Here is a 16,835-nt window from a genome sequence, read left to right as displayed (position 1 = left end):
CGCAAAGCGTTTGCTTTGCGGCTAAGTGGTTAAAAACGGTAGCTAATACTTAATTTATAATTAGCACCTAGGGCATTATGATTAATTGAATCAAAGCCACGGCTTGAGCCATAAAGAGTGGGTGGCTCTTTATCAAAAATATTATTGATGCGCGCGCGCAAAGTCAGCGATTTATTAACATAAAAACCCGCTGATAAATCCCAAACGAGCCAGTCATCAACCTGATGCTCACCTTTTGAGTCTAATACGCCAAGCGAATCTAGCTCATCAATTTCACGACCACGCAGGCCTTCTATATCATCTTCGTAGCTGCTGGTGTAGTTTGCACCTAAGTTAAGGTAGTAATTTTGCGCTTCCCAATCTATTGACATACGCGCAACATTTTCAGGATAACGATAAGTTCCCACCAGCTTCTCTAACGAGTCAGACCCCGGTTTATTACGTTCAAACTCAAGGTAATGAGTACCGTCAAACGCAAAGGTTAAATCGCCGCTTGGTAATACAAACCTATGGTCAAACTTAAAGTCTATGCCTGCTAATGTTTGTGTACCAGTGTTTTCAAGTGGGATAGCATGATCGCGAAACAACGGTAAAAATAGCTCGTCATCACGTGGGTTAAATTCATCTATATAACTGCTTAAAATTTCAGTTAAATTAGCGCCGTCTTGCTCTATGTTTAAACCACTGGTGTCGGTGACATCACATAATGCTTCATCGTACGATATGCCTTGCTCGCCCGGTGGTACAATGCCACAGTGACGAAGTGACGCATCAGTTATAGCGCGGTCGAGCACTGCGGTCATGTTGGTATCGATTACTTCTTCATGATCAAACTGCCAATAATCAATGGTTAAATTAGTATTAGCCGATGGACTCCATGCAAAGCCAACACTGATAGCCTCAGATTCTTCTGCATTTAGATTTGGGTTACCTAACTCTAACGAATTAACACTCACTTGGGTGCCATCACCCATACAGTAAAGATCAGACACCGCTTGGTTAGCACCACAATCGAAAGTGGATTGCGTGGTTCTTAATTTAACGCCAGCTTGAGTTAATGATGGTGCTCTAAACGAGGTTGACCATGAACCACGAACAACTAACGAATCAGTCGGGCGATAGCTCAAACCTATTTTAGGATTAAAGGTGCCACCAAAATCATCGTAATGATCGTATCGACCCGCTGCTTGTAGCTCTATTTGCTCACTCAGTGAAATACTTAATTCAGCAAAGGCGGCATATTGAGTGCGATCGGCTTCTGATAAACTAGAGCCAAATCCAAATACATCAACAAGGTAGTCTTTGTCTGCTTGAGCTTGTGAATTAAGCGAAGGAATGTCGCTTAGCTCTTCACGTCGTGCTTCTACCCCAAATGAGGCATAGGCTGGTAGGTCGTTAAAGGTAAATAGTTCACCATTAAAGTTAGCATCCCAGCCGTAAACAGTACTTTCTCCACTGCGTGTTGGGCGAGCTTGCGCTGTTGCCAAAACGGCATCATTAGCGGCGTCGCCTTGAAGGAAAGGGTTGTAAAAAGGTAGCAACTCCCCAGATGCACAATTTAAGTCAGTACCGTCATAACTTGCCAGCGTACCGTCTGAACATAGCTCGCCTGTAATCGCGCCATGGAACTTGTAGCGATTATAAACCCCTGCAATCGCTTCTTGCTCTGAACGTGAGCGAGAAAGAGTAACACCAGATTCCCAACCCCAATCACCAATTTCACCACTTAGGCTACTTACTAAGCGAAAGTTTTTCGTTTCTACTTCCACCGTTCTTGGGGCATTAAAGCGCGCATCAAATGCAAAACCATACACTTCTCGACCACTTTGGGTATCAAATGGGTCAATGTAGAGTTGATCTAATAAATCATTACTACCATCGGCATTATCGTAAATAAATAAGGCGTCTTCTAAAACATACGGGCCGTCGTCGTCATTAATTTGGTTAATAGGTGAGGGCGATGAATACGCTTTTGCCTTGGTCTGACTGTAAAAAAAATCAGTATGCCATTGTAGACCACCAAGCTCACTATTAAACATAAAGCCGGTTGAAAGGCTTTCAAATGGCGTTTCTAGGTAATCATCTTGATTAGGGTAGTAAGCACAAATTTGTTCATCAAGTTCAGTAGTAACTAACTCGGTTTTGCAGTTTGGTGATGGAAGTTCGTTACCATCTCGGCTGCTGAAATAATAAATATTAGGTGAGTTCTCCAGCTTAGGTAAATAGGAGTAACCATTCACTAAAGAGGGAGAGGCCGTGTAATTACGATCGGTCGCTTTAAAAGCGTTACGGTCGTATATATCTGCAAATACCGTTAAGTTACTCTCGCCTATTTTTGTACCATACACTAAGTTTAATTGTTTTTTACTTTCGTCATGTTGATCAAAGCTATCGGCAAACGAAGTATTGATTTCAGCGCCTTCAAAATCATCTTTTAAAATGTAGTTAATAACACCCGCTACAGCATCGGCACCATAAACGGCTGATGCACCGGTGGCTAAAATATCAATACGTTCAATGGCCGCTAGAGGAATAGAATTCACATCTACAAAGTTTTCAGTACCTGCAGCAAATGAACTAGGCGCAACTCTTCGCCCATTTATTAATGTCAGCGTTGCCGAAGGTCCCATGCCTCGTAAGCTCGCTGCTGATTGACCTGCTGGTGTAGAGGTAGACGTACCACCACTTTCAGAGGTTGAGAACGTACCGCTTCCGCCTTTAAATACAGATAAATCTTTGAGTAATTCATGAATGGTATTAGCACCAGAGCGTTTGATTGCATCTTGGTCTAAAACGGTTAGTGGAATAGTGCCTTCCAGATCAACGCCTTTTAAGCGAGATCCTGTTACTTCTACTCGTTCAATGTTGGTATCAGTTTGAGTTTCTTGTGCATACACACAAGTGACAGGGCTCAGTAAAGCGCTTACTGTGGCCGCAATAGTTAGTTGACGAAACATTGTAGTACCTTTTGTCTTTTTTAAGCGCGCAGAAATAGGTTTAATATTTCTTAAGGCTTTAATTATTATGGTTTTTAGACAGGGCAATGGTGAAATGACACGCTGAGCCCCTCACAGAAATTAGTGAGGTGGTGGGCTACTCGTCAAACCACTCCGAAAGGTAGTGTGGTGAGTAGAAATATGTTGTAAGCAATGTTGCTTTTTTAAACATAATTCTCTTTCCAAAAAGGTTTTTGACAAAGCTAGCAAATGGGTGCTAGCTTACTCGCGTTTTAAAGTTCCTTTTTTTTATAGCAAGTGAGAGACGCTCTCGCAAGTTATTTCTTATAATTTTTTACATGAGTGTAACATAATGGAACGAATAAATTTACCAAAAAAGCGACTAGTTAAATCGCGAACAATAACCGCTTTTTACTCAATTTTAATTGCTTTTTCGCTACAGTTAAGCGCAAAAGAGTCTAATCAAACTCTTGTTTTAGTGGGTGGAGCTCTCACAACATGTGCCAGTTTAAGCTCTAAAAACTGTGAAAAAAATACTCAAATTTCGGGTAAAACGCATAATGTATTTGCGCTCTCTCACACTAAAATTAGCCAAATAAAGCAACAATGGCCCAGTAAAAATAGCCAAGCTAAAAATAACACTATTAAAAATTTAGCAACAATGCAGGCTAAGTCATCGCCCACATTATCGAAAAAAGAACTGTTATGGTTGTGGCGCGATATTGATAGCAAACAGCTCAATAGTTTATCGGATCAAGAATACAATTTTGTAATAGATATGCTTGAAGTAGCTCAAATAAAAAGCGACAACAAGCGACTAAAAGAGCAGGTAAATACTGCGCTTAATAGCGAATCGGCGGCGACAGAGATTTTGCAGTTTATATCGGGTAGTTTAAAAGTTAATAACTCCAACCCGAGTATGCTGGCCATTACCGCCTCAAGTAGAGACCCTTATGAATCTGCTGATTTTTACGAAGGATTACTAAGCTTCCCTAATGTAAATTCGCAATGGCTTGCATTAACCCCTGCGCTTGCTAAAGCAATAACCACCAACAAGTGTGATGATTTAACCACGCTTAGGCACTCCGAAATGGGGCTATATCAACGCGAACATATTTACCCTGATCGCACACAAGCTGAATATAAATTGTGTAAAAAAGGCACCGACGCTTTAGTAGAGCTAATAAAAAACAGTACCGGTGTGATGTTTAATGGTGGCGATCAAAGCCTAACTCGAAAAGTATTATTTGATGAAAATAACCAGCCTTACCCTTGGACAAAAGCATTACAGTCTCGCCCTGTTATTGTTGGAACAAGTGCAGGTACCGCGGTGCAAAGTGGTGGGCAAGCCCACGCCGGGAATGTGGTGATGATCACCAATGGCACTAGCTTGTCGGCATTGAAAGAAGGCGCACAAGCCATTGATGCCCCAAGTGAACGCTCAAACAGCGATAGTTTAACTTACAACCGCTTTGGGGGTTTAGGCACATTTAGTTACGGTGTACTCGATACACACTTTAGCGAGCGAAACCGTACATTAAGACTAGGCACTTTGCTCGACAGCTTCAGTGCAAATCAAGCTCAACCCGCATTCGGTTTTGGTGTAGACGAAACCACAGCCTTAGTGGTGATTAAATCTGAAGCTGGCAATTTAATGACCGTAATTGGTAAAAATGGTGTGGTGATGGTTAAATCAACAGAGCAAGCTCAGGCTGAAACTAAAACTAAAACTAAAACCTACAGTTACTCTTACTGGCCTGTGGGCAGTGTGATTGATATTAAAAATAACGATTTTACCTTAAGTCAGCGCAGTATTAGCCAAGCATTGCCAGCAATTAAAATACCGCCTTTACCAGTTCAGCGTTTTGGCAGCATTTTAACGCAGGCCAAATTACGCTCTTTAACGCAAGCCATGTGCCTTAGCCAAGAACAAACGGCTGTTGGCCAGCAAGATGAGTTTATTATTAGTTTATCTGCCACGCCTGAGTCTGGATATCATCGTATTAGTGCTGCGCAGTATGGCTGTGCGGTGAGTAATTTAGAAATTGCAGTGAGTACCTTTTAATTTAATGCCACGCAAGCTAATTTAATTAAACACCCTGCTTAGTTGATTTTAGATTAAGCGGCCATACTATAGTTACAAGCGTGTTTATTAAATCACAACAAAAGGAAGGTTCATGAGTAAAGTAGCGGTTATTTATTTTTCGGGATATGGCCATACCAAAAAAGTGGCTGAATTTGTAGCTGATGGAGCAAACGCTCAGCTTATTGCAATCGATGAGAATGGCGACATAAAAGACACCGATTGGGATGCATTAAACAATGCAGATGCCATTATATTTGGCGCACCTACCTATATGGGCTCATATCCTTGGCAGTTTAAAAAGTTTGTTGATGCTACCTCTAAAGTTTGGTTTACCATGGGGTGGAAAGACAAAGTATTTGGCGGGTTTACCAATAGCGGCAGCCTAAATGGCGATAAACAAGTCACTCTAATTAGTATGCAAACATTGGCTTCGCAACATGGTGGAATTTGGGTAAGCCTAGGGTTACCACCGGCCAATAAATTGGAATCAACTCGTCAAGACATCAATAACTTAGGCGGTTCAGTTGGCGTATTAGTGCAATCACCTACTGATGCAGATGAATCTGCTATTCCATCAGGCGATTTAGAAACGGCCCGTTTATACGGCGAACGTGTAGCTGATGTAGCCAAACGCTTAAAGTAAAAGTCACTCGATAAAATAAGTTAAAAAAGTCACATTGTGTGGCTTTTTTAGTTTGATAATTCCAATTTTTGTTGTTTGTGCTCTAGCTGGTATAGGCTTGAAAATTGACGTTTATGAACTTCAAATAAATACGCTCTTAGCTGCTCTTTACCATAGTGAATGTGTTTAATTTTTGCTGCTATGCCACACTTACTCTGCCTAACCGGTTCTATATCTAATGATATCGCCGCTTCGTTGGGTAAAATAAATTGCATATTCTGCAACTCATCAAGTTCACTGTGTACTGATGTGGGTTTTAAAAATATTCCTGTGCTAGATATAGATTCAATGCAAAAACCTTGGCTTTGGATATTTAATTCGCTCAACCGCCAGCTGCGCTGAATACCTTTAGTGTCAATTACTTCGGGGGCTTCTAATACAGTACTGAAATGGCCTAATTCATCGGTTTTAAATTGAAGTGGGAACCATAGTTGGTAGTGGGCTACTTCTGCTAATAAGGTTAATTTAGCTTGACCAAGTAAATGCGCAATACCCTCTGGTATTGATGCTTGTACTGTTAACTTTGTTTCATTGATTAATGCACTACTTTGACTAGGTTCAAATAAGCCAGATAAAAAGTTAATTTCTTCGTCAGACAAATCCATGTATTTTCCTTAATACCTAAATTGTGGATTCTATTCCTCACAAGGTTACTGCCCAATGAATGAACAGTTTATTATTTTGTAAGCTCCGCATAGCGCGGCTAAATTTTTATACAATTAAAAATTTCAACCTTCCTGATTGAAATTTTAAATGGTTGATTTTAATTAGTTTTGTTTATTTTTAAACTCAGTGAGTTAAATAGTTGTATGCGTTTTTTACTATTTTAACCTTATTATCACCAATAAGTTAAGTAATAAAGTGTACAAAATTAAAACGCTTCGCGATGTTTTTATATCAACAATGCGTAAATGAGACTTAGGTCTAGCTTACGAAGCATAAGGAAATACTTAGAATAGCGCCAAATAAAAATGGGGTTTAAGGGGTTCCAAATGCAATTAGAACGAATTCGTCGTAGCGACTTACACAACAAAGTGATGTCTGCAGAGCAGGCCAGTTTATTTATTAAAGACGGCATGACCGTGGGTATGAGTGGTTTTACTCGTGCCGGTGAAGCGAAAGCTGTACCACGTGCGCTTGCAGAGCGAGTGCGTGAAAACCCAATGAAAATTAACCTAATGACGGGCGCGTCATTAGGAAACGACTTAGATAAGCTACTAACTGAATCAGGTGCGTTAGCGCGTCGTATGCCATTTCAAGTAGACAGCACATTACGTAAAGCGATTAACAACGGTGAGGTCATGTTTATTGACCAGCATTTATCTGAAACCGTTGAACAGCTACGTAATCATCAGTTAACGATGCCTGATGTAGCGGTCATTGAAGCCGTAGCTATTACTGAAGAAGGCCACATAGTACCTACAACATCAGTGGGCAATTCAGCCAGCTTTGCTATTTTTGCCAAACAGGTAATTGTAGAAATTAATATGTTACACCAGCCAGAGCTTGAAGGGCTTCACGACATTTATATTCCATCTTATCGTCCAACACGTACGCCATTGCCATTAGTGAAAGTAGATGACCGTATTGGTAGCACTGCTATTCCAATTGATCCGGCTAAAATTGTGGGTATTGTATTTACCAATCAAAGTGACTCATTTTCAACTGTTACCGACCCAGATGCAGACACAGCCTCTATTGCACGTCACTTAGTGAACTTTTTTAAAGAAGAAGTAGCACAACAGCGTATGCCTGAAAACCTAGGCCCATTACAAGCCGGTATTGGTAACATTGCCAACGCAGTAATGATGGGTTTATTAGACTCTGATTTTAAAGGCCTCACTATGTATTCAGAGGTACTACAAGATTCTACCTTTGATTTAATTGATGCGGGTAAACTTAATTTTGCATCAGGGTGTTCAATTATTTTATCAGAGCGTTGTAACTCACAAGTATTTAATAACCTTGAAAAGTATCGTGATAAGCTAGTACTTCGACCACAAGAAATGTCTAATCACCCTGAAATTGTGCGTCGTTTAGGTATTATTGCAATTAACACTGCACTTGAGTTTGATATATATGGCAACGTTAACTCAACCCATGTGTGTGGTACTAAAATGATGAACGGTATTGGTGGTTCAGGCGACTTTGCACGTAATGCCCATGTATCGGTGTTTGTAACTAAATCAATTGCCAAAGGTGGCGCTATTTCAAGTGTTGTGCCTATGGTAAGCCATGTTGATCATACCGAGCACGATGTTGATATTTTAGTAACCGAGCAAGGCCTTGCTGATTTACGCGGTTTAGCACCACGCGAACGTGCAATTGAAGTCATTAAGCACTGTGTACACCCAGATTATCGCAACGCCATGCTTGACTACTACGAGCGTGCATGTGTTCGTGGCGGTCATACGCCTCATATTTTAGAAGAGGCATTCAGCTGGCATACCCGCCTTGAGCAACAAGGCACAATGAAGCAAAGCTAATACATAAAACCCCGCATCTGCGGGGTTTTTATTTTTAATTAGTCTAAAATATTAGACTCAGACCAAACCCTAAGATCGTGAAGAATTCCTAGTGCAGAGCGCCCAAACTCAGTGAGCTCGTAGGTGACAGCAATAGGTCTAGTGCTGATCACCGTCCTTAAAACCATCTTATTGGCCTCTAACTCTTTTAAACGTTGATCTATCATTTTTTTGCTCGCTCCACCTAACATTCGAGTTAGATCATTAAAGCGAACAGGTTCATCTTTTAAGTGATAAATAATAGAACTTGTCCACTTCCCGCCAATTAAGCGCATTCCTTTTTCAATAGCACAAGGTTCTAAGCAGGCATTTAAAACTTTTTTTCTTCCCTTACTATCTGTTTCTATAGAGCTTTCCAAAATTTAACCTCTAAAATAGGGTGGTTACTAAAAGTATACTAATTGAATCTATTCTTCAGGTAACTATTATATACCACATTAAAGTAAAGACCAATTTTTGTACTATTTTTGGAGAGATCACATGAGCAAGGTACTCATTATAAATGCACACCAATATTATTCTTTTTCAGAGGGCAAATTAAATGCCACCCTAGTTGATGTAGCATCATCGATACTGATAGAAAAAGGCCATGAAGTTAAAACCGTAACTATGACAGATAGTATTGATGTAGAGGCACAATTAGCACTCCATCAATGGGCTGACGTTGTCTTACTGCAATCACCTATTAACTGGATGGGCGTGCCATTTTCGTTTAAAAGATATATGGACGAGGTGTATACAGCCGGTATGGGTGGCGCCATGTGTAATGGCGATGGTCGTCACCAGGACGACCCAAAAAGCGGTTATGGCACAGGTGGCACACTTAAAGATACTAAATATATGATGTCACTCACATTTAACGCACCAGAGGAGTCATTTAACAATTCAGAAGAATTTTTTAATGGTAAAAGTGTTGACGACTTAATGTTCCCAATGCATATGAACTTTAAGTTTTTTGGTATGACAGCAATGCCTACCATTGCTTGTTTTGATGTTATGAAAAACGCCGATATAGATACTGACTTAGCGCGCTTTAAAGCACATATAAGTACACACTTTTGAGAGGAAACACAATGACTAATGCATCACAGTATACAAATAAACTTCTTCCGGGGAGTCGTTTCCCAAAGATTAATTGCCCTGTACTAAATAGTAACGAAGTAGAGTTAGGGCGTGTCCAGCAAGACGCTGCTTGGCAAATGGTGGTTGTGTATCGTGGCCAGCATTGTCCTATGTGTACGCAGTATCTAAATCAGTTAGAAGAAATTAAACAGTCATTACAAGACATTGGAGTTTCTTTAATTGCTGTATCGGCCGACAGCGAAGCGCAGTTGTTAACACATAAAGAGAAGTTATCAGTGAGTTACCCCATTGCGTTTGAATTAAAGCCTGAACAAATGAATGCGTTAGGGCTGTATGTTTCTCAACCTCGCAACGCTCAAGAAACAGACCATTTATTTGCTGAGCCTGCTGTGTATGTAGTGAATGAACACGGTACAGTACAAGTTGTTGATATCTCAAATAATCCATTTGTAAGACCAGATCTGTCTACTTTATTGCGAGGTATAACTTGGATTAAAAACCCTGATAATAATTACCCTATTCGTGGAATGCATAAAGGTTAATGTTTGATGGTTTAAGTTTGCCACTATGATCTGTAAAATAACTGCATATTATTTACAGACTCGCTATGGCGAGCAACACAGAGTAACCTTAATGGAAAACAAACTAACTGCAATCGATACACTCGCTGAACTTGAAAGTTTTTTACTGCAAGTTGAAAACGGCGGCCTAGGTTTAACCGGCGTAGCAGGCGTGGGTATGGCAACTAACAATGCTGACGGCAGCCGTTTTGTAGCCGTGTTTGATGACAAGCAACAACTTTTATTAGCACGTGAAATTACCGAAGAGATCTTCCAAAGCGGACAAGACATGGTGCGCAACGGCGTAGGGCGTAAGCACTAGTACCTTACTACTAATTTAAAAAGCGCCAAATGGCGCTTTTTTTGTGGTTTTATTTTAAACAGGTGTTAAATATAAAATAAATTTACACAAATGGCACGCTATGTAATGGTTTCACTAGTTTTATTATGTAAAAGCGAAATAGCTCAGGTGAAATCATCAATATTCAACCGTTATTAGGTGTTAGTTAGTATGGACTTTATTGCTACCGCATTTTTCTTTTTAGTTCTTCTAATCGCTTTATCTATTGTTTGGAGCACGCTAAAAACGGGAATTTCACCGATGATGAGCTCAAGCAAAGCGCGCCAAACTATGCTTGCTGCAATAAGCATGGATGAAAAAGGCGCATTAATTGATTTAGGTTCAGGTTGGGGAACGCTTGTTATAGCGGTTGCCAAAAGGCATCCTAATAAACAGGTTATTGGCTATGAGTTATCGTGGTTTCCTTGGTTAATTTCAATGCTTTTTAAATATAGTTTAGGTTTAAATAACCTTACCCTCTATCGTAAAGACTTTAAAAATGCCGATCTCAGTTCTGCGTCTACTTTGGTGTGTTACTTGTTTCCTGATGGTATGGTAGCGCTTGAAGAAAAGTTAAAACATGATGTGTTTAAAAACATCACTATTGTGAGTAACACCTTCGCTTTGCCATCATATAAACCAACTAACGTTATCAAGCTTAAAGATTTTTACCAAACACCGATTTATGTGTATCACTGGCAACCCAAATAGAGGGATATTATTTAGGGTCAGTGCTTAGTTGATGTCATATTTTTTATCCATAAGTTCATCTTCTCTGCAGACATTGGTTTGGCAATATAATAACCTTGCCCATGATAGCAACCCATGCCTATAAGTACTTTTTCGAGCTCTTGTGACTCTATCCCCTCTGCAACTAGGTTATACCCAAATGCTTTACTTAGCGCCACGATACACGTAACTATGGACTTGTCTTCATGGTCTGATAGGAGCTTTTTAACAAAGCTTTGATCTATTTTTAATGTATCTAAAGGTAATTTTTTTAAGTAACTCAACGAAGCGTAACCTGTACCAAAGTCGTCTAGCGCAATACTTACCCCTAAATTCCGACAACCATTGAGAACGTCGACTGCCTGTTCAACGTTTCCAATTGTAGTGCTCTCTAAAATTTCCAATTCGAGGGTTTTTGGTTTTATATTATTAGTGCTGATGAGTAACTCTCTTAGGTTTTCAACAAAGCCCTCACTAAGTAAATGAGCTGGAGAGATGTTTACACTCATAGAAAGATGATTTCTTGTCCAAATTTTATGTTGTTTTAAGGCCTCAGCAAGTACCCATTCACCAATTAATATACCAATGTGTGGGTGCTCTAATGCCTCTGAAAAGTGACCAGGGTAAAGTAAACCCAAAGTAGGGTGATTCCAGCGTATTAAGGCTTCAACGCCAATCAACTGGTGATCCATTAAATTTACCTTTGGTTGATAATGTAGAATAAACTCTTTACGAGCAATGCCTTTTTCAGCAGCCAATAACAAATCATGTCTTGCATGCCTTAGGCTTTCTTCCTCTGGATCAAAAAACAGAATCCGGTTTGTTCCTGATCTTTTTGCTTGGTACATAGTTTGATCGGCTCTTCGTAAAATGTCATCACAAGTTAAGCCATCATCACTGGGAAGTGCAACGCCGATGCTGACTGAAATTTGAACGGAGCACGAAAACTCTGCTAATTTTATAGGGTCGTTTACCTCAATCAGCACGTCTTGTAACCGAATCTCATATTCTTGTATTGTGTGCGCAGCCCCTCTTAATAAAAGGATAAACTCATCTCCACCAATACGCGCTAGTGTATCTTCCTTGCGTAATGTGTTTTGTAGCCTTTGGGCAATGGTTTTCAACACGAAATCACCGGTTTCATGACCATATTTGTCATTAATGGGTTTAAAGTTATCTAAATCTAAATAGGCAACGGCGAGCTTTTGCTGAGATGTAATGGCCTGTTGAAGTTGATCAATTAAAATTGGGCGGCTTGCTAAGCCTGTTAGGCTATCGTAATGTGCCATGTTATGAAGTTTTTTTTCTAAGCTTGCGCGTTGAATGGAACTAGATATAGAGTGTATCAACTGATCGCTTTTTAATTGGTTTTTAAGTAAATAATCGCTTGCCCCTAGGCGCATAGCTTCTGCTGCTATTTTTTCATCCCCTAAGCCCGTGATCATAATCACAGCACAGTGGTTATTTACAGACTTTCTAATATTATCCAGCAGAGTAAGCCCCGATCCGATACCTAATCGGTAATCAACTATGACGCAATCAAATTCCCTATGCTCAAGGTAAGACATAGAGCTTTCAATAGAAGATGCTTCTGAAATTTTAGCCTGTATATTAGAGCGAGATATCATACGGCGTATTTGTTCTCTATCAACCGCATCGTCATCAACAATGAGTAGTTTAATACTGTCGCAGGTTTCAAAATTATCTATTGAAGTTATCATATCCATATCTCTTGCAAAATGGCTTATTCAAGCTCAACGGCATGTATATAAGCATCCATAAGTGTCGCTAATTTGGCAAACTGCGGGCCAATTGCATGTTTAACCATGTAACCTGCTACGTTATTATGGTACGCGCGAGTACGATCGTTATCCTCATTGGAGGTCGTGAGTATAAATACAACGGTATCGTTTAATTTTTCATCTTTACGAATATGCTCTAAAAATTCAAAGCCATTCATCACTGGCATATTCAGGTCTAGCAATACTAAGTAGGGCTCTGATATTTCTTTTTGTTGCGCTTTTTCTCGTAACGCATCTAGTGCCAGCTTTCCGTTTTGTTTCCAAATTATTTTAATTTTAGGATCCACTTTTTTTAGGCTTCTTGTAACGGCTTCCGCGGCAACATCGTCGTCCTCAACAAGCAGTATAGATAGATTTTTGATCATAAATTTTCTTTCCTTGCAAAGCGAGGCCACCACACATGAAATGTAGACCCTTTTTGCGGTTCATTTGAGCTTACTGAAATGCGCCCACCATGAGCTTGTGCCAAACGCCGACTAATAGACAGCCCAATACCTGAGCCCGACTTATCATCAGAGGTTGTTTGAAACAAACTAAAAATACGCTCGTAAGCCTCTGTCGGGATACCGGGGCCATCATCAGTCACAGTGATATGGCAAAGCGTATTTTCTGCTACACAACGAATCTCTATAGTTCCCTCTTTACTGTCGTGGTGTTTAATAGCGTTACTTAATAAATTGCGGACCACGGTTTCAAGTGGCGTCCATGCAGTGACGATGGTATCTAATTGAATGTCTTTATGAAGCTTCATTCCAGCCGGTAAATCTAACAGTTCGGTAACGTTAGAAATTAACTTATGCATATCGATTACTTGAGTATCTAGAGTGGCTTTGCCTGCTCTTGCATAGGCCAATAAATTATCTATTAACGTCTCCATTTTATGAATACGATCATCAATACGTGTTAAGTTATATTCTACTTCAGGCGTGGTAGTGCCTAAATCTTCTTTTATCCATTCAATTAAGTTTGAAATCCCCCGCAATGGAGAGCGTAAATCATGAGAAGCTACATAGGTAAACTCCTTCAAACTTGTGTTATTTTCTTTTAACTCGGTTTCCATTCGTTTTCGTTCTGTTATATCTAACAACGACACAAATACCATGTCTTCGTCATTGGTGTTTATAAAAGGACTCAGGCCCACTTCAACTGGGAATTCTTTTCCGTCTTTGTGTAAGGCGGTTAAATCTCTGCCTACTCCCATACTTCTGACACTGGGTTCACGATGAAATGAATGGCGAAGTGCTGAATGGTGCCCTTGATAGCGATGCGGTAATAGCATTTCCATTTTTTTATCGAGTAATTCTATTTCACTGTAGCCAAAAGATTTACATAACGATTGATTAACCGCTTGAATAATGCCCGCTTGGTCTACTATTAACACACCATGAGGTGCAGCTTGAATAGAGCGTTGAAACATATTGTTAGCGCGCAGCCTTTGCGATATATCAACCAGTGTGGCTAAAACTAACTCTTGTTGTCCTTGTATCGGGTTTAAACCTATTTCGATTGGGATTTGCTTACCATTTTTTTGACTCGCAAATAACTCACGGCCTTCACCCATTAATCGTTTTCGAGGGTTAGCAAAAAACTGACTCATCAAGTGGGTATGGTTCGCTTTAAATTGCGCTGGAAGTAAACTATCTATATTCATCCCTATTAGTTCTGAGTCCTCATAGCCCAGTATTTCAGATAGTTGACTATTGGCAAAAAGGATCTGAGCATTGGTATTGACTACCATTGCCCCCATGGGTAAACAACTAACTAGTTGAGTTAAAAAGGCTTCGTCCATATTTACATTTGAACTAGGTGAATTAGATTTTTTATTTACTTTTTTAAGGTCCATCAAGCATCCCGCAAGTAAATGTAGTTCCTATAATATAGTAATAGTCGAACAAGTATTGAACAGCAAATTCAGAGGAAGATCATGTTATTTAAATGCTCATTTTAATAGTTTCTTCTTATATTTTAGCGAGTCATTATGGTTGAAAAAGGTGCATTGATTTATTTAGTTTTGGGTGGGGAGTATTAACTTTAGTGCTTACTAAATATAGTTAGTGTTTAAATAATCTTACTCTCTATTGCAAAGACTTCAAAAATGCTGATTTCGTACTGTGTCTACGCTAGTGTGTTACTTGTTTCCAGGCGCTATGGTAGCGCTTGAAGAAAAGTTAAAACAAAACGTGCTCAAAAACATCACCATTGTGAGTAACATCTTCGCTTTGCTTTTATATAAACCAACTAAAGTGATCAAGCTTAAAGGGTTCTACCAAACACCTATTTATGTGTACCACTGGCAACCAAAATAAACTTTGCTTTAAGTCTTAATACAAACAGCAGCAGCTTTGTCGCGATTTTTAATTGCGATACTTATTGGCGCAATAAGCTAATGTAGTGGTTTTTAAAAATGCTAATTTTATATAAGTTTCGAAGATAGTTAAGAGTGATAACAGTGCTATGAATTTAAGATTGAATCCCTTTATTTTTCTATTTTGGAGAGTAGGCTATAGTGTGAAATTAAAAGCTAATTAATTCAATGAAATGGAGCATGTTAGTCTATTTAGTTAAATGTAGGGTTAAAAAGTTAGTGAGTTAAAAATGAGTGTTTGTACCCCTTTTGTTGATTTTTATTTTAAATATATTTACCTTAAACTTTAAAGTAGTACAGATTAAGGACAATAAATGAAAAAGGTAATTTTCGCATCTCTTCTATGTATCTTTTCTAGTTCAACGATAGCTAATGAACAATCTTTAACAACAGAGTGTTCAACTTGTTTTTCTTATGAGCAGTTTAAAAATTCAGCGAAGTCAAATGCTCAGCTTGATAAAACCCGCGATGTTTACGTAATGAATCTAGAAGCATTAACTATTAAAAAGTTCGAAGTTTCAAAAAGGTTTAGCGGTTACAAAACCCTTACTGGGACTGGTGGTGAACCCGATGGGCGTGGAGGGAAGATGAAAGGTATAAAAGTACCTACATATTCAGTCACTGTTAAAGACCATAATGTAGAACAAAGTGTTTTAAATAATTTCTACAATTTATCTGATGCTAAGAAGCAAGTAATGATGTCTGTACAATCACTTAAGGCTGATGAAGTGCCGTCTGAAATCGCAGGAAGCGTATGGGATTTAGTTGGTTCAAGCTCTATTCAAAATAAAGTTGCAAGACATTATAATGGAAATACTAATCTCAGGAATGATCTTACTAATTTTGCAAACGCAACAGACAAAGTCTCAGGATTGTTAAATGTAGACAAGATTATGGTGCAAGTTAGTTTTAGTGATGGAAGTACCGCAATTTTTTCTCTATATGCAGTGGTTAATGGGGATTTAATTTGGGATTTTGAACGTGGTACCGACGTCGATTTAAATAAAGTAAAGCCTAATTTCGATACTAAAAACGCTGAATCTTATGATTTTGACAATGGTGGAGCTGATGTATTTGTAGATTTCTATAATGCGGCAAAACGAGCTGGAGTGTCTTTTACTTCAACTTCTAGTGAGGGTGCTCAGACTGGAGGGAGAGTCACTTGTGCAACCAAAAATCTTGATAAATATATTTGTACATACACTAGATAAAATTTACTTACAAATTACAGAACGATCTAGCCCTTAGGTCGTTTTTTTAACAGAATTGTTCTTTAACTTAATAGAGTAAAAGAGTTAAGCCTAAACTTCAGACATTACGGCTACTTAGCATCTACTCATAACTGCATATCAATGACCTCTAACCAATACATCAAAAATTAAAAGTAGGTATGTGCTTCTTTATTATTTGAAAAGTATTTAACTGTGGCGCCACATAATCTAAATACCTCTGAAATCAAAAAGCAGGAATAATTTTAATAGATTATTTGGTGCGATAAATGTGCGAAATTTTTTTGTATTAAATTAGGTAGTACGAAAGGAAAATGCTTTTTAATGGATAAAACTGAGTTTTGAAAGGAATTAAATGGTCGGTATGGAGAGATTCGAACTCTCGACCCCTGCCACCCCATGACAGTGCGCTACCAAGCTGCGCCACATACCGACTTCGATAGCAATAGTACGTGTATTTATAAAAAAATCAATAAG

At 39.1% G+C, this 16,835-nt stretch carries 14 protein-coding genes and 1 tRNA gene; 8 read left to right on the top strand and 7 right to left on the bottom strand.

Going from position 1 to position 16,835, the window contains the following annotated elements; all coding sequences use genetic code 11:
- Positions 1-29: 29 nt before the first annotated feature.
- Complete coding sequence (locus tag CWB77_RS13815; protein ID WP_138623221.1) at positions 30-2,957, bottom strand: TonB-dependent receptor domain-containing protein; 2,928 nt, start codon at positions 2,955-2,957, stop codon at positions 30-32.
- 352 nt (positions 2,958-3,309) lie between these two features.
- Here CWB77_RS13815 and CWB77_RS13810 point away from each other — a divergent pair, with 352 nt between their 5' ends.
- Both CWB77_RS13810 and CWB77_RS13805 read left to right on the top strand, forming a co-directional pair.
- On the top strand, positions 3,310-5,022 hold the full coding sequence (locus tag CWB77_RS13810; protein WP_138623218.1) for a cyanophycinase: 1,713 nt from the start codon (positions 3,310-3,312) through the stop codon (positions 5,020-5,022).
- 112 nt (positions 5,023-5,134) lie between these two features.
- Entirely contained in the window at positions 5,135-5,686 is a 552-nt protein-coding gene (locus CWB77_RS13805; protein WP_131690813.1) for a flavodoxin family protein, read from the top strand.
- 47 nt (positions 5,687-5,733) lie between these two features.
- Here CWB77_RS13805 and CWB77_RS13800 read toward each other — a convergent pair whose 3' ends face one another.
- A complete protein-coding gene (locus CWB77_RS13800) occupies positions 5,734-6,330 on the bottom strand; it encodes a hypothetical protein (protein WP_138623216.1) in 597 nt (198 codons plus the stop codon).
- A 387-nt stretch (positions 6,331-6,717) separates the two neighbouring features.
- Here CWB77_RS13800 and scpC point away from each other — a divergent pair, with 387 nt between their 5' ends.
- The gene (scpC, locus tag CWB77_RS13795; RefSeq protein ID WP_138623214.1) at positions 6,718-8,211 is read left to right on the top strand and encodes a succinyl-CoA:acetate CoA-transferase ScpC; all 1,494 of its coding nucleotides are present in this window, start codon (positions 6,718-6,720) and stop codon (positions 8,209-8,211) included.
- Between the two features lie 38 nt (positions 8,212-8,249).
- Here scpC and CWB77_RS13790 read toward each other — a convergent pair whose 3' ends face one another.
- Positions 8,250-8,609 (bottom strand): winged helix-turn-helix transcriptional regulator, encoded by a 360-nt coding sequence (locus CWB77_RS13790; RefSeq protein ID WP_010392830.1) that lies wholly within the window; start codon positions 8,607-8,609, stop codon positions 8,250-8,252.
- Positions 8,610-8,730: 121 nt separating this feature from the next.
- Here CWB77_RS13790 and CWB77_RS13785 point away from each other — a divergent pair, with 121 nt between their 5' ends.
- From CWB77_RS13785 to CWB77_RS13770, 4 genes are all read left to right on the top strand, one after another.
- Positions 8,731-9,312 carry an NAD(P)H-dependent oxidoreductase gene (locus CWB77_RS13785; protein ID WP_109874855.1) on the top strand — a complete coding sequence of 194 codons (582 nt, stop codon included), beginning with the start codon at positions 8,731-8,733 and terminating at the stop codon, positions 9,310-9,312.
- Positions 9,313-9,323: 11 nt separating this feature from the next.
- A complete protein-coding gene (locus CWB77_RS13780; protein ID WP_010392826.1) occupies positions 9,324-9,875 on the top strand; it encodes a redoxin domain-containing protein in 552 nt (183 codons plus the stop codon).
- A 91-nt stretch (positions 9,876-9,966) separates the two neighbouring features.
- Positions 9,967-10,215, top strand: coding sequence for a hypothetical protein (locus CWB77_RS13775; RefSeq protein WP_008114111.1), 249 nt, complete (start codon positions 9,967-9,969; stop codon positions 10,213-10,215).
- 189 nt (positions 10,216-10,404) lie between these two features.
- Entirely contained in the window at positions 10,405-10,944 is a 540-nt protein-coding gene (locus CWB77_RS13770; protein WP_138623212.1) for a class I SAM-dependent methyltransferase, read from the top strand.
- Positions 10,945-10,961: 17 nt separating this feature from the next.
- Here the strand turns inward: CWB77_RS13770 and CWB77_RS13765 are convergent, their stop codons facing one another.
- Genes CWB77_RS13765 through CWB77_RS13755 form a run of 3 tightly spaced genes read right to left on the bottom strand, consistent with a single transcriptional unit; the run spans position 10,962 to position 14,607 of the window.
- Positions 10,962-12,683, bottom strand: a complete 1,722-nt coding sequence (locus CWB77_RS13765) for a GGDEF domain-containing response regulator (protein ID WP_248530074.1) — start codon at positions 12,681-12,683, stop codon at positions 10,962-10,964.
- Between the two features lie 23 nt (positions 12,684-12,706).
- A complete protein-coding gene (locus CWB77_RS13760) occupies positions 12,707-13,129 on the bottom strand; it encodes a response regulator (RefSeq protein WP_010392817.1) in 423 nt (140 codons plus the stop codon).
- Positions 13,126-14,607, bottom strand: coding sequence for a PAS domain-containing sensor histidine kinase (locus CWB77_RS13755; RefSeq protein WP_138623208.1), 1,482 nt, complete (start codon positions 14,605-14,607; stop codon positions 13,126-13,128). The genes CWB77_RS13760 and CWB77_RS13755 overlap by 4 nt, the downstream gene beginning before the upstream one ends.
- A gap of 836 nt (positions 14,608-15,443) precedes the next feature.
- On the opposite strand from CWB77_RS13755, the gene CWB77_RS13745 reads away from it, so the two are divergent.
- Positions 15,444-16,340 (top strand): hypothetical protein, encoded by an 897-nt coding sequence (locus CWB77_RS13745; protein ID WP_138623206.1) that lies wholly within the window; start codon positions 15,444-15,446, stop codon positions 16,338-16,340.
- A gap of 374 nt (positions 16,341-16,714) precedes the next feature.
- Here the strand turns inward: CWB77_RS13745 and CWB77_RS13740 are convergent.
- Positions 16,715-16,791 (bottom strand) — tRNA-Pro (locus CWB77_RS13740).
- Positions 16,792-16,835 lie beyond the last annotated feature (44 nt).

This window comes from Pseudoalteromonas sp. S1610, assembly GCF_005887465.1.
GTDB lineage: Bacteria > Pseudomonadota > Gammaproteobacteria > Enterobacterales > Alteromonadaceae > Pseudoalteromonas > Pseudoalteromonas undina.
This window is presented reverse-complemented; position numbering and strand designations above follow the sequence as displayed.